Here is a 12,583-nt window from a genome sequence, read left to right on the forward strand (position 1 = left end):
GTCCGGGCGCGCATTGCGCTAAGCATCGTGCACGATTCAATCGTGAGCGATTAGAAGGAGACGTCATGTCGATCGACACCAAGTACCGGATTTCCGCTACGGCGACGGGCGGCGGCCGCCAGGGCCACGTGCGCACAGAGGACGGCGCGATCGCCTTCGACCTCACGCCCCCCAAGGCGCTCGGCGGCTCGGGCGAGGGCAAGAACCCCGAGCAGCTCTTCGCCGCGGGCTACGCCGCCTGCTATCTCGGCGCCATGCGCTTCGCGACGAGCCAGGACGGGAGCCTCGCGCGCGTCCCCGACGACGCCACCGTCACCGCGACGGTGGGGATCGGGCCGCGCAGCGACAAGGGCTTCGGGCTGACGGTGGACCTGGTCGTGACCATGCCGGGCGTCGACCGCGCCGAGGCCGAGCGCGTCGCCGAGGCCGGGCACGGCATATGCCCCTACTCGCACGCCACGCAGGGCAACATCGCGGTCACGACGACGATCGCATGAACGCTGCCCGTCGATTCTGATCGGCAAGAACGGGTCCGGGGGCCGAAGCCCCGGCTGGAAACGGGTCCGGGGGCCGAAGCCCCCGGTTCTGTTTCCACGCTTACCCTAGCGCATCGAAGTCACGCCGCGAGGCGCACCTCGGAAGTGGCAACGTTGTCGTTGGCACTTGTGGTTTTGCACTATCAAGGCCGTAGCTCAGCCTAGTCGCAGCCTAGCCTTTACCGCGCCCAATCGATCCTGGTTCGCCCCCAGCGGCAACGCACGTCGCCCGAGGGGCGTCACGTGCGTTCCTGGTGGAGGCGTCGGGAGTCGCACCCGAGTCTTGAACGCCTATTTCACTCTGCCTCTACGACCATAGCCGGGTTGCCCCGACAGGATTGAGATAAGCGCCCGGGAGCCGGCGCGCAAGACCCTGCGGAGATCCCGGCCGCAGGCTCGTCCGCGTTCCGCCGCATGCGCGACCCGCGTCCTCCCCGCAGGGAAGGAGTCCGCGATTCGCGCTGGCGGTGGGGCCGTTGGATCATACGAGCGAACGGCGTCGCTGCCCTCCCCACCCTCCGGCCTGCGGCCTCCGGCCTCCCCTGCGGGGAGGAGGCGCGTCGCGGCGTGAGCCGACGGACGGCCACGGCATCTCGTGATCAGAACGGGATGAGAATGGTGCCCAGGGGCGGAATCGAACCACCGACACTGCGATTTTCAGTCGCATGCTCTACCAACTGAGCTACCTGGGCGCTCCGGACGGGGACGTCCGTGTTGGTGGAGGGGATATAGCCAGAGGTGCCGCGGGGCGCAACCGGTTTTTCGGTGACGAAACGATTTCTCGACCGGCCGGCATCGGCGCCCCGCACGGCCGCCCTATTCCGCGTGCACCTGCGCGGTGACGCCGAGGCGGGCGAGCTCGCGCAGCGCCTCGCGGCGGGCCGTCTCCTTGTCTGCGCCGGCGGCGGGGACGATCGCGATCTCGAGCGACCCCGTCTGGCGCGCTTCCGCCGCGTTGGAGCGGAAGGACGCGATGCGGCCCTCGCGCACCATGCCGTTCAGCACCCGATTGACGTCGCCCCAGGATCTCACCGCACCCTCCCTCGTGATCGGCCGCGGCGTCGCTCGCCGCGACCCGATAACGCACGAAGGTCGCTTCGCGTTTCAGCGCGGCACGCGCAGTGGCAGAGAACCTCGGACCGGGCACCGCTCACGCGCCGATGCTCGCCCAGGCGGCGACCATCGCGACGAAGACGGCGAGGGAGACGACCTCCATGGCGGTCTCGGCGGTGGCGCGCAGCGGAAGGCGGGCGCGGCGGGTGAGGATCACGAGACGGGACATGGCGGCCTCCGTGGCTTGAGGTGCGACCGGCGTTCCCGGCCGCGCTTCGACCGTTCCATTCTGTTCCATCTTCGTTCGGAACAAAAGTTCTCTCTTCGTACGCCCTGCTGTCAAGGTTAACGGACAGACCGGAACGCCCCGTTCCGTCAGGTCTCAAACACCATCTTTTCAATGTGGTTTATGCCGCGCCGCCCGGCAGCGCGAGCTCGACGACACGCCCGTCGCGGATCGAGACGCAGCGGTCCATGCGTCGGGCGAGCTCGTGATTGTGCGTGGCGATCACCGCCGCGAGGCCCGAGGCGCGCACGAGCGAGACGAGCGTCTGGAAGACGTGGGCGGAGGTCTGCGGGTCGAGGTTGCCGGTGGGCTCGTCGGCGAGGAGGATGCGCGGGGCGTTGGCCACCGCGCGCGCGATGGCGACGCGCTGCTGCTCGCCGCCCGACAGCTCCGCCGGGCGATGCGCGAGCCGGTCGCCGAGACCGAGGAAGGCGAGGAGCTCGCCGGCGCGCTCGCGGGCCTCGGCCTTCTTCAGGCCGCGGATGATCTGCGGCATGACCACGTTCTCGAGCGCCGAGAACTCGGGCAGCAGGTGGTGGAACTGGTAGACGAAGCCGATCTCCTCGCGCCGCAGCCGCGTGCGGCCGGCATCGTCCATGTGCGCCGTCGGCTCGCCGCCGACGTAGACCTCGCCGTCGTCGGGCCGCTCGAGCAGGCCCGCGACGTGGAGCAGGGTCGACTTGCCGGTGCCCGACGGCGCCACGAGCGCGACGATCTCGCCGGGCCAGACGGCGAAGTCGACGCTCTTGAGGATGTCGAGCCGGCCCTCGCTCTGCGGATACCAGCGCGCCACGCGGCTCAGGAACAGCGCGGGCGTCTCGCTCGCCGCCCCGCTCTCGCCCGTCTCTCGGGCCTTCGGCTCATCGTCCATGCGGCTCATCCGTAGCGCAGCGCTTCGACGGGATCGAGCCGCGCCGCCCGCCAAGAGGGGTAGAGCGTCGCCAGAAGCGACAGGCCCATGGCCATGGCGAGCACCGATCCGACCTCGGACCAGTCGATCTCGGCGGGGATCTCCGAGAGGAACCGCACCGTCGGATCCCAGAGGGTCTGGTTGGTGATGCGCGCGATCACGTCCTGGATCGCCTGGATGTTGAGCGTGAAGACGACGCCGAGCGCGAGGCCGGCGATGGTGCCCACGATGCCGATCGAGGCGCCGGTGATCAGGAAGACCCGCATCACCGAGCCGCGGGTCGCGCCCATCGTGCGCAGGATCGCGATGTCGGCGGACTTGTCCTTCACGAGCATGATCAGCCCCGAGACGATGTTGAGCGCCGCGACGAGCACGATCAGCGTGAGGATGATGAACATGACGTTGCGCTCGACCTGCAGCGCCGAGAAGAAGCTCGCGTTTCGCTGGGTCCAGTCGGTGAGGAAGATCGGCCGCTCTACGGCGGCCTCGATCGCCGCCCGTGCGGCGCCGACCTCCTCCGCGTCGTCGAGGAAGACCTCGACGACGGTGACGTCGCCGGCGCGGTTGAAGTAGGCCTGCGCCTCCTCGAGCGGCATGTAGACGAAGGCCGAATCGAACTCCGTCATGCCGACCTCGTAGATCGCGGCGATCGGATAGGCCTTGATCCGCGGCGCCGTGCCGAAGGGCGTCGTCGCGCCCCGCGGGGAGATCAGCGTGAGCGTGTCTCCCGGCAGCAGGCCGAGCGAGCTCGCGAGCCGCGCGCCGACGGCGACGCCCTCCCCCTCCGAGAAGGTCTCGAGCGAGCCGCCGACGATGTTGCCGGCGATCTGGTCGAGCCCGGCGAGGTCCTGCGGGCGCACGCCGCGCACGAGCACGCCGCCGCCCTGCACGGTGGAGGAGGCGAAGGCCTGGCCCTCGACGGTCGGCACGGCACGCACTACGCCCGGCAGGGCCTCGACCGTCGCGGCGACCTCGGCGAAGTCGGTCAGCGGCCGGTCGATCGGGGCGATGAAGACGTGGCCGTTCATGCCCACGATCTTGGAGAGCAGCTCGTTGCGGAAGCCGTTCATCACCGAGAGCACGATGATCAGCGTCGCGACGCCGAGCATGATGCCGATGAAGGAGAAGCCGGCGATGACCGAGACGAAGCCCTCGCGCCGCCGGGTGCGCAGGTAGCGCCCGGCGAGCATCCACTCGAAGCCCGAGAAGGGTCGCGTCCCACCCGCGTCGGCCATCGTCCGCTCCGCCCTCACCGTCCCGTCAGCCGCGGGATCACGTCCGCGATCGCGAGGAGCTCGCGCTCGCCGGTGCGCCGGCGCTTGAGCTCGACCTTGCCCTCGGCGAGGCTCTTCGGGCCGACGATCACCTGCCAGGGCAGGCCGATCAGGTCGGCGGTCGCGAACTTGGCGCCCGGACGATCGTCCCGGTCGTCGTAGAGCACCGCGAGGCCCGCCGCCTGGAGATCGCGGTAGAGGCCCTCGCAGGCGGCGTCCACCGCCGAATCGCCCGCCTTGAGGCTCAAGAGCGCCACGTCGAACGGCGCGATCGCGTCCGGCCAGACGATGCCCGCCTCGTCGTGGCCCGCCTCGATGGCGGCGGCTGCTACGCGGGAGGGGCCGACCCCGTAGGAGCCCATGTGGACCGGGTGCTCGCGCCCGTCCGGTCCGGTGACGACGGCCCGCATCGGCTCGGAGTACTTCGTGCCGAAGTAGAAGATGTGCCCGACCTCGATGCCGCGCGCGGCGACCCGCTTGCCCTCGGGCACCTGCGCCCAGGCCGCCTCGTCGTGCTTCTCGTCGGTGGAGGCGTACAGCGAGGTCCAGCGGTCGACGATCGCCTGGAGGCCGGCGGCGTCCTCGAAGTCGGTGTCCGCCGGCGGGGTGTCGAAGCCGAGATAGTCCGTGTGGCAGAACACCTCGCTCTCGCCGGTCTCGGCGAGGATGATGAACTCGTGGGAGAGGTTGCCGCCGATCGGGCCGGTGTCCGCCTGCATCGGGATCGACTTCAGCCCCAGCCGCGCGAAGGTGCGCAGGTAGGCCACGAACATGCGATTGTAGGCGTGCCGCGCCGACGCCTCGTCGAGATCGAAGGAGTAGGCGTCCTTCATCAGGAACTCGCGCGAGCGCATCGTGCCGAAGCGCGGGCGGATCTCGTCGCGGAACTTCCACTGGATGTGGTAGAGGTTGAGCGGCAGGTCCTTGTAGGAACGCACGTACGAGCGGAAGATGTCGGTGACCATCTCCTCGTTCGTCGGCCCGTAGAGCATGTCGCGCTCGTGCCGGTCCCGGATGCGCAGCATCTCGGCGCCGTAGGCGTCGTAGCGCCCGCTCTCGCGCCAGAGTTCGGCCGACTGGATCGTCGGCATCAGGATCTCGATCGCGCCCGCCCGGTCCTGCTCCTCGCGCACGATGGTGCTGATGCGGTCGAGCACGCGCTTGCCGATCGGCAGCCAGGAGAAGATCCCGGCGGATTGCTGGCGGATCAGGCCGGCGCGCAGCATCAGGCGATGGGAGACGATCTCCGCCTCGCGCGGCGTCTCCTTGAGGGTGGGCAGGAAATAACGGGAAAGACGCATGTCGTCCTCGGGCGTGGGCGCGGCGCGCGGCGGACGGGTTCGCCGCACCGCCGCGCGTGTCGCACACAATACGGATGCGCGCCCGATGACAAGGCCACCCGGCGCTTTTCGTCTCTCCGCCGCATCCGTGGCGGTTCCGTGACCGCTGACGCGGGAATACCCATATGCGAAAAGTGAGGGCACACGATGCACAAGGACGTGACAAGCGCGTAACGACGCGCTAAGAAGCCCGCACCAAGACACGCTGTCTTCGACGTGTTCGAGGGGTGCGGCCCAAGTCTGGGAGGAAACGAGGCACAAGCCCGCGGGCATCAACCGCTACCGGGCGTCGGTTCGCGAGAGACCGGCCAACATCTCGAAAACGAGAGAACCTCCCCGAGCAAGGCGCGAGCCTTGCTTTTTTCTTTTGTGCCGCCGATCGGGCTCAGAGGCCGGATGCCAGCGCGTCGAGCTGCGCCGCACAGGTGCCCCAGCCCTCGTGGAACCCCATCGCCTCGTGCTTGTCGCGGTCCTCTCCGGACTTGTGCAGCACGACGACGCGATAGCGCGTCCCACCGGGCACCGCCTCCATCGAGACGTCCGCGGTCATGAACGATTGCGCCCCGGGACGGAAGCCGGGCCCGAGCGCGTCGGTCCAAACGAGGCGCCTCTCGCGCTCGGCGAGAAGCACGCAGCCCGGGCTTTCCTCCATCTCGACGCCCTCCGGCGACGCCATCACGAGGGAGAAGACGCCGCCCGGCGCGGGGGCGATCGACACTCGCGCCACCGTCCAAGGGTGCGGCGCGAACCAGCGCGCGAGCAGGTCCGGCTCGGTCCAGGCGCGCCAGAGCTGCGCGGGGCTCGCCCGCAAGGTGCGCTCGAGCACGAGGTCGAGCTTGGGATCGTGCGTCATGCTTCCGTCCTCCCGTTCGTCTCTTCGGTGATGAGCGCGTCGAGCCTGTCGAGTCGCGCTTCCCAGATGCCGCGCTGGCGGCCGAGCCAATCCTCCGCCGCGCGCGCTGCGTCCGGCCTCAGCCGGCAGATCCGCACGCGCCCTTCCTTGCGGGTCTCGATCCAGCCGCCGTCCTCCAGCACCCGGAGATGCTTCATGAAGCTCGGCAGCGCCATGGCGTGCGGCTCCGCGAGTGCCGACACGGGAGCGGGGCCCGCCGCCAGGCGCGCGACGACGGCGCGGCGGGTCGCATCGGCGAGGCAGTGGAAGACGGCGTCTAGGTTAGCCATTCGGCTAAGTATGGCCGCGGCGCAGAGGGTGTCAAGACGGTTTTCCGGTCGGCTGAGTTTTCCGGAACGCCACCTTCGGCGTCGACCCACCGGCGAGCTGCCGCCCATCCTGCCGGCTCACGCCCGCAGGGCCAGCGCGACGAGGTCGCGTGCCCGCATGCCCACGCACCCGCCGAGCGCCGCCGCACGGGCGTTGAGCGCGCAGACGACACCGTCGTCGTGCGTCGAGCGCGCATCGCCGATCCGCGCGCTCGCGGCGGCGACGGTGGCGGCGGCGATGCGGCGGGCCTCGAGCGCCGGCAGCCGCGTCGTGCCGACGCCGCCACCGGCGTCGTTGAAGAGCGCGAGCGCCGCGTCGGCCTTGAGGGCGTTCTTCGGGTCGCTCCCGAACAGCGCCCCGTGCGAGCCCGTCACCACCACGGCACCGTCGTCCTCCCCCGCCCGCACGAGCGCCGCGCTGTCGACGAGGACGAGCGGCCGGCGCGCGCCCCGCGGCGTCTCGACCCGGCGCGTCTCGGCGAGCGGCGCGAACGCGCCGTCCGGCATCGCGGCCGCCTCCAAGAGGGCGGCGGCCTCGGCGCATGCCTGGCCGGGCCGCACGCCGAGCGCGGCGGCGCGGGCGTTCGCGTGCGAGACGATCCCGCGCGAGATCATGTCGGCGGCGTCGCCGATGTCGGCGGAGGCGGCGGACACCGTCGCCGCCGCCATGCCGGCGGCGTCGAGCCAGGGGAGCCCGCCGATACCGGCGTCGTCCTTGCCCACCCCCGCGTCGTTCAGGATCACCGCCCGCACGCCATCGCGCCGCGCGACGTAGGCCGCGTAGACGCCCCCGTGCGAGCCGCTGACCACGACCGCCCCCGCCGCGCTTTCGGGCAGGCGGGTGATGGTGTCGGCGAGGATGGGATCACGCGACACGGTCGCCCTTCTTCACCTGGACCGCACGGCTGTCGGCGGCCGGGAGCATCTTCGCCGGATCACGGGTGACCACGAGGTCGACGACGAAGGGCCCGTCCGCGTGCGCCAGCGCCTGCTTCAAGGCCGGCGCGAGCGCGTCCGGCGTCTCGACGCGCACGCCCCCGCAGCCCATCGCCTCGGCGACGCGGGCGTAGTTCGTCTCGGCGAGGTCGGAGGACTGGTAGGCGCCCTCGCCGTACATCAGGTGCTGGAGCGCCTTCACGTAGCCGGAGGCCGCGTTGTTGACGACGATGATCGTCACCGCGAGCCCCATCCGCCGGGCGGTCTCGAGCTCGCCGAGCACCATGTTGAAGCCCCCGTCCCCGGTGATCGCCATCACCGGCCGCTCGGGCGCGGCGAGCTTCGCGCCCATGGCGCCGGGCAGCCCGTAGCCGATCGAGGCGAAGCCGCGGTCCGGCAGGAAGCCGCGCCCGGCCTGCCGCTGGTCGAACAGCAACCCGCCCCAATGCGCGGCGAAGCCGCCGTCGGCGACGAGGACGGCGTCCGCCGGCAGGAGGCGGTTGAGCTCGCCGATCAGGCGGCCCATCGAGACCGGCACCTCCTCGCTCTCCAGCCTCTCGCGGGCGCTCTCGCGCCACGCCGCCATGCGCGTGACCACCTGGTCGGCCCAGGCGGAGCGCGCCGGGGGCGGCGCCTTGCCGGCGAGCGCATCGTTCAAGGCGTTGACGCCGGCCTTGGCGTCGCCCCACAGCGCCACGGCGGCGGGATAGGTGCGGTCGATCTCTTCCGCGACGATGTCGAGATGGATCAGCGTCTTGCCCGGCGGGGGCACGGTGTAGCGCTTGGTGGCGATCTCGCCGAGCTTGCAGCCGATGGCCAGCAGCACGTCGGCCTCGGCGATCAGGCCGTTGGCGATACGGTCGTAGCGGCCGAACAGGCCCGCCGAGAGCGGCGAGGCGCAGGCGATCGCGCCCTTGCCGGACATCGTGTGCGCGACGGGGATGCCGAAGCGCTCGGCGAAGGCCTGGAGCGCCTGCGCGGCGCGCGAGATGTGCACGCCGCCGCCGGCGAGGATCAGCGGGCGCTCCGCCGTGGCGAGGAGCGCGGCCGCTTCCGCGAGCGCGTGCGCGTCGGGGCGGGCACGCAGCGCCGGCGCCATCTGGTAGCGGGGATTGGCGACGAGGCTCTCGGGATCGATCGCGATCGTGTCGTGGCAGACGTCCTCGGGCACGATCAGCGCGACGGGCCCGGGCCGTCCCGTCGTCGCCACCGCGAAGGCGCGGCGCACGAGCTCGGGCAGGCGCGCCGTCACCTCGACGCGGATGAGCTCCTTCACGGCGGGCCGCAGGATCTCGGACTGACGCGCCTCCTGCGTCATGTTCTTCCAGGAATGGGCGCGGTGCGTGTCGCCGACGATCGCGACGATCGGCGAGCCGGCGTTGAGCGCCTCGACGAGCCCCGTGACGAGGTTCGTCGCGCCGGGCCCCAACGTGGCGTCGACGAGGCCGACGCGGCCCGACACCTTCGCATAGGCATCGGCCGCGAAGGCGCCGCAGCGCTCGTCGTTGATCAGCGAATGCGCGAGCCCGAGCCGTCGGCAGGCATCGTAGAACGGCAGCAGCTGGAAGCCCCCCATCCCGAAGATCGGCCCCGCCCCATGCGCCTGCAGCATCCGCGCGAGCACCTCGCCGCCGGTCATCTCGTTGGTCATCGTCCCGTCCTTCGCTCTCGTCCGATCAGCTCGCGACGCGCCGAACCACCGGCTCGACGCGCTCCCCTCTCCCTCGTGGAGAGGGGTGGGGGGTGTGGGGCGGGCAGGACTTACACCCGCCGCCGATGCCGTCCGCCCGGCACGAGCCTCCCGCCCTTCACCCGACGCCTCCACACTCCCGGCCCCTTCTCCACCAGGGAGAGGGGAGACCCGCGCCCGTCATTGCTCAGCTCACCCGGTACCCGAGCACGCGCGGGAGCCACAGCGCGATCTCGGGGAAGACGATCACCAGCACGAGGGCCACCACCATCGCGCCGACGAGCCAGAACACCCAGCGGAAGGTCGTTTCCATGGGCACGTTCGCGACCTTGGCCGTCACCATCAGGTTCACCGCGACCGGCGGCGTCACCTGGCCGATGGCGATGTTGATCGCCATGACGACGCCGAACCAGACCTGAGACCAGCCGAAGGTCTGCATCACCGGCACGAGCAGCGGCAGGGTGATCAGGAAGATCGACACGCCGTCGAGCACCATGCCGGCGAGCAGCAGGAGCGCCATGACGACGGCGAGGGTCACCCATTCCGAGGCCGAGAGCGCGATGATCAGGTCGGCCGCCGCGCGGAAGGCGCCCATGGTCGAGCCGGCCCAGGCGAAGAGGCCGGCGAGGGAGATGATCAGCATGAGCACGCCCGAGATCTTCGCCGCGTCGACGAAGCAGCGATACACCTCCGCGAACCCCATCGTGCGGTAGAAGAGCGTGCCGACGAGGAGCCCGTAGACGGCGGCGACGACCGCCGTCTCGGTGGGCGTGAACAGCCCCGAGCGCAGGCCGCCCAGGATGATCACGGGCGCCATCAGGCCCGGCAGCGCGCGGTAGAGGCTGCGCCAGAACGGCGGGCGTTCAAAGCCTTCGTTCGCGCCGAAATCGTGCTTGCGCGACAGGATCATCGTGGGCACCGCGATGGCGAGGCCCACCAGCAGCCCGGGGAAGAGCCCCGCCGCGAAGAGCGCGCGCAGATCGACGCCCGGCACCATGATCGCGTAGACGATGAGCGCGATCGAGGGCGGGATCAGGATCGCGGTCGCCGCGGAGGCCGCGATGACGGAGGCCGAGAAGGGCTTGGGGTAGCCCGCCTTGAGCATGGAGGGCACCATCACGGTGGCCACCGCGGCGGCATCGGCGACGCCCGAGCCCGACATGCCGCCCATGATCAGGCAGACCAGGATCGCGACGAGCGCGAGCCCGCCGCGCCGTGGCCCCACGATCGCCTGCGCGAAGACGACGAGGCGGGTCGCGACGCCGGAGCGCTCGAACACCATGCCCGTGAGGATGAAGAGCGGGATGGCGATGAGCGGGTACTTCGCCACCGCGTTGTAGGTGTTCGTCCCCACCATCGCGAGCGCGGTGAGGTCGAGCCCGATGACGATGCCGATGGCGCCGGCGACACCGAGCGCCACGGCGATCGGCGTGCCGACGGCGAGCAGGAGGGCGAAGGCGAGGAGCAGGATCAGGTTCGGATCCATCAGCGCACCCGCCCGCGGAAGAGCGCGATCGCCCGGCCGATCACGCGGCCCAGGATTGCGAGCGAGAGGAGCGGGAGCCAGATCGTGTAGATCCAGGCCGGGTAGCCGAGCCCCGGCGAGGTCTCCTCCCAGTACCACTCGTCATAAGTCACCTGCGCACCGTAATAGACGATCAGCGCGAACATCGCCGTCGTGGCCAGGAGCGTCGCGGCCTCCGCCAGGAGCCGCGTGCGCGGCCTCATCAGGTCGAGGAAGAAGGTGATGCGGATGTGCTCGTTCGTGGCGAAGGCGGCCGAGGCGCCGACGAAGGTCATGAACACGAGCAGGAAGACCGAGAACTCCTCGGTGAAGGCGAAGGACACGTTGGTGAGGTAGCGCACAACGACGTTGCCGAAGGAGATCGCGACGATGAGCGCCATCGCGAGCGCGCCGAGCGCCTCCTCGATCTTCACCGGCACGCGGGCGTGCGGCGCGAGGTTCTCGGGGGCTTCGGTGCGGGCGGTGTCGCGCGAGTCGGTGAGGGGGTCGTCGTCGGTGCTCATGCTCGGCTCGTCGTGATCGGCTCGCATCGCGCCGCCTCGCGCACCGGACCCTCTCCTTCCCTTTAGGGGAAGGTGGATCGGCGCCGAAGGCGACGAGACGGATGGGGCGTGCGGAACGCGCGTTCGGCGAAGCCGAAATCGACGTGCGAACCCGGACACCGCGGTTTTCCGCTTCGCGGAACACGCCTTACGGCGTGCCCCATCCGTCACCGGCTTCGCCGGCGCCAACTTCCCCCAAAGGGAAGGAGAAGGGGCGCCGCGCCGTCGAACGTCACCGATTGGCGACCGACTCCTCGGCCATGGTCACGAGGTCGGCGCCGATCGTCTCGCGCCACTTCTCGTAGACCGGGCGCGTCGCCTCGACGAATGCCTGCCGCTCTTCGTCGGTGAGGCGCACCACGGTCACGCCGTAGCCCTCGATCTCCGTGACGAGGCTCTGGTCCTCGCCCGTGAGCCCGTTGCGCGCCACCTCGATGCCGTGCGCACCGGCGTCGAGCGCCGCCTGCCGCACGATGCCCTGGTCCTCCTCGGTGAAGCTGTCCCAGACCTCCTGGTTGACCGCGAAGATCAGCGGGTCGGCGACGTAGTGCCAGAGGCTGACGTTCGTCTGGCCGAGCTCGTGCATCTTGAGCACGGTGTAGATCGTCAGCGGGTTCTCCTGCCCGTCGACGGCGCCGGTGGTGAGCGCCGGCTGGGCATCGGCCCAGGACATCTGCGTCGGGTTCGCGCCGAGCGCCGTGAAGATGTCGTTGAAGATCGGCGAGCCGACGACGCGCATCTTCAGCCCCTCCATGTCCGCGGGGGTGCGGATCGGGCGCTGGGAGTTCGTCACCTCGCGAAAGCCGTTCTCGGCCCAGGCGAGGGGCACGACCCCGTTCTCCTCGATCAGCTCGAAGATGCGCTCGCCGACGGGCCCCTGCGTCAGCGCGTCGAGCGCCGCATAGTCCGGCATCAGGAAGGGCAGCGCGAAGACGTTCATCTCCGGGATCTGCGGCGACCAGTTGATGGTCGAGCCCACCGCCATGTCGATGATGCCCCGGCGCATCGCCGTGAACTCGCGGGTCTGCTCGCCCTGCACGAGCTGCGCGCCCGGGTAGAGCTTCATGACGATGCGCCCGTCGGTGCGCTCGGCCACGAGATCGGCCCAGCGCTGCGCCGCGATGCCCCAGGGGAAGGGCGGCGGCACCACGGTGGAGACGCGGTACTCCTCCTTGTAGTCCTGCGCGCCCGCGCCGCCGGCGAGCGGCAGCACGAGGGCGGCGGCGGCGGCGAAGACCGCGAAGGGCTTCCAGATGCGCATTGTCGTTCC

General features: G+C 70.6%; 13 protein-coding genes, 1 tRNA gene and 1 other RNA gene. 1 reads left to right on the plus strand and 14 read right to left on the minus strand.

All coding sequences use genetic code 11. From position 1 onward, the window contains the following. Positions 1–65: 65 nt before the first annotated feature. Positions 66–497 carry an organic hydroperoxide resistance protein gene (locus tag ACTZWW_RS13585; protein WP_444781498.1) on the plus strand — a complete coding sequence of 144 codons (432 nt, stop codon included), beginning with the start codon at positions 66–68 and terminating at the stop codon, positions 495–497. Positions 498–574: 77 nt separating this feature from the next. Here the strand turns inward: ACTZWW_RS13585 and ssrA are convergent. The 14 genes from ssrA to ACTZWW_RS13655 form a co-directional block, all read right to left on the minus strand. Next, positions 575–909, minus strand: a transfer-messenger RNA (tmRNA) gene (ssrA, locus tag ACTZWW_RS13590). A 243-nt stretch (positions 910–1,152) separates the two neighbouring features. Next, positions 1,153–1,228, minus strand: a tRNA-Phe gene (locus ACTZWW_RS13595). A gap of 124 nt (positions 1,229–1,352) precedes the next feature. Next, positions 1,353–1,568, minus strand: coding sequence for a hypothetical protein (locus tag ACTZWW_RS13600; protein WP_444781499.1), 216 nt, complete (start codon positions 1,566–1,568; stop codon positions 1,353–1,355). Positions 1,569–1,686: 118 nt separating this feature from the next. Further along, positions 1,687–1,818, minus strand: coding sequence for a hypothetical protein (locus tag ACTZWW_RS13605; protein ID WP_444781500.1), 132 nt, complete (start codon positions 1,816–1,818; stop codon positions 1,687–1,689). 178 nt (positions 1,819–1,996) lie between these two features. Continuing rightward, on the minus strand, positions 1,997–2,746 hold the full coding sequence (locus tag ACTZWW_RS13610; protein ID WP_444781501.1) for an ABC transporter ATP-binding protein: 750 nt from the start codon (positions 2,744–2,746) through the stop codon (positions 1,997–1,999). A 5-nt stretch (positions 2,747–2,751) separates the two neighbouring features. Beyond that, positions 2,752–4,020, minus strand: a complete 1,269-nt coding sequence (locus tag ACTZWW_RS13615; RefSeq protein ID WP_444781502.1) for a lipoprotein-releasing ABC transporter permease subunit — start codon at positions 4,018–4,020, stop codon at positions 2,752–2,754. A gap of 14 nt (positions 4,021–4,034) precedes the next feature. Then, entirely contained in the window at positions 4,035–5,360 is a 1,326-nt protein-coding gene (proS, locus tag ACTZWW_RS13620; RefSeq protein WP_444781503.1) for a proline--tRNA ligase, read from the minus strand. A gap of 424 nt (positions 5,361–5,784) precedes the next feature. Next, positions 5,785–6,252 carry an SRPBCC family protein gene (locus tag ACTZWW_RS13625; protein ID WP_444781504.1) on the minus strand — a complete coding sequence of 156 codons (468 nt, stop codon included), beginning with the start codon at positions 6,250–6,252 and terminating at the stop codon, positions 5,785–5,787. After that, on the minus strand, positions 6,249–6,581 hold the full coding sequence (locus tag ACTZWW_RS13630) for an ArsR/SmtB family transcription factor (protein ID WP_444781505.1): 333 nt from the start codon (positions 6,579–6,581) through the stop codon (positions 6,249–6,251). Before ACTZWW_RS13630 ends, ACTZWW_RS13625 begins: the two co-directional genes overlap by 4 nt. Before the next feature lie 117 nt (positions 6,582–6,698). Next, entirely contained in the window at positions 6,699–7,496 is a 798-nt protein-coding gene (locus tag ACTZWW_RS13635; protein ID WP_444781506.1) for a hypothetical protein, read from the minus strand. Next, positions 7,486–9,207, minus strand: a complete 1,722-nt coding sequence (locus ACTZWW_RS13640) for a thiamine pyrophosphate-binding protein (RefSeq protein WP_444781507.1) — start codon at positions 9,205–9,207, stop codon at positions 7,486–7,488. Before ACTZWW_RS13640 ends, ACTZWW_RS13635 begins: the two co-directional genes overlap by 11 nt. A 226-nt stretch (positions 9,208–9,433) precedes the next feature. Further along, positions 9,434–10,732, minus strand: a complete 1,299-nt coding sequence (locus tag ACTZWW_RS13645) for a TRAP transporter large permease (RefSeq protein WP_444781508.1) — start codon at positions 10,730–10,732, stop codon at positions 9,434–9,436. Further along, complete coding sequence (locus ACTZWW_RS13650) at positions 10,732–11,274, minus strand: TRAP transporter small permease (RefSeq protein ID WP_444781509.1); 543 nt, start codon at positions 11,272–11,274, stop codon at positions 10,732–10,734. The genes ACTZWW_RS13645 and ACTZWW_RS13650 overlap by 1 nt, the downstream gene beginning before the upstream one ends. A 271-nt stretch (positions 11,275–11,545) precedes the next feature. Continuing rightward, a complete protein-coding gene (locus ACTZWW_RS13655; protein WP_444781510.1) occupies positions 11,546–12,574 on the minus strand; it encodes a DctP family TRAP transporter solute-binding subunit in 1,029 nt (342 codons plus the stop codon). Positions 12,575–12,583: the final 9 nt, after the last annotated feature.

It is taken from the genome of Salinarimonas sp. NSM, from assembly GCF_052380005.1.
Classification (GTDB): Bacteria; Pseudomonadota; Alphaproteobacteria; order Rhizobiales; family Beijerinckiaceae; genus Salinarimonas.

Coding starts and splice junctions, on each gene's coding strand:
- ACTZWW_RS13645 (WP_444781508.1), bottom strand. CDS start 10,732: ATGGATCCGAACCTGATCCTGCTCCTCGCCTTCGCCCTCCTGCTCGCC.
- ACTZWW_RS13650 (WP_444781509.1), bottom strand. CDS start 11,274: ATGAGCACCGACGACGACCCCCTCACCGACTCGCGCGACACCGCCCGC.
- ACTZWW_RS13585 (WP_444781498.1), top strand. CDS start 66: ATGTCGATCGACACCAAGTACCGGATTTCCGCTACGGCGACGGGCGGC.
- ACTZWW_RS13630 (WP_444781505.1), bottom strand. CDS start 6,581: ATGGCTAACCTAGACGCCGTCTTCCACTGCCTCGCCGATGCGACCCGC.
- ACTZWW_RS13605 (WP_444781500.1), bottom strand. CDS start 1,818: ATGTCCCGTCTCGTGATCCTCACCCGCCGCGCCCGCCTTCCGCTGCGC.
- ACTZWW_RS13610 (WP_444781501.1), bottom strand. CDS start 2,746: ATGGACGATGAGCCGAAGGCCCGAGAGACGGGCGAGAGCGGGGCGGCG.
- proS (WP_444781503.1), bottom strand. CDS start 5,360: ATGCGTCTTTCCCGTTATTTCCTGCCCACCCTCAAGGAGACGCCGCGC.
- ACTZWW_RS13640 (WP_444781507.1), bottom strand. CDS start 9,207: ATGACCAACGAGATGACCGGCGGCGAGGTGCTCGCGCGGATGCTGCAG.
- ACTZWW_RS13615 (WP_444781502.1), bottom strand. CDS start 4,020: ATGGCCGACGCGGGTGGGACGCGACCCTTCTCGGGCTTCGAGTGGATG.
- ACTZWW_RS13625 (WP_444781504.1), bottom strand. CDS start 6,252: ATGACGCACGATCCCAAGCTCGACCTCGTGCTCGAGCGCACCTTGCGG.
- ACTZWW_RS13655 (WP_444781510.1), bottom strand. CDS start 12,574: ATGCGCATCTGGAAGCCCTTCGCGGTCTTCGCCGCCGCCGCCGCCCTC.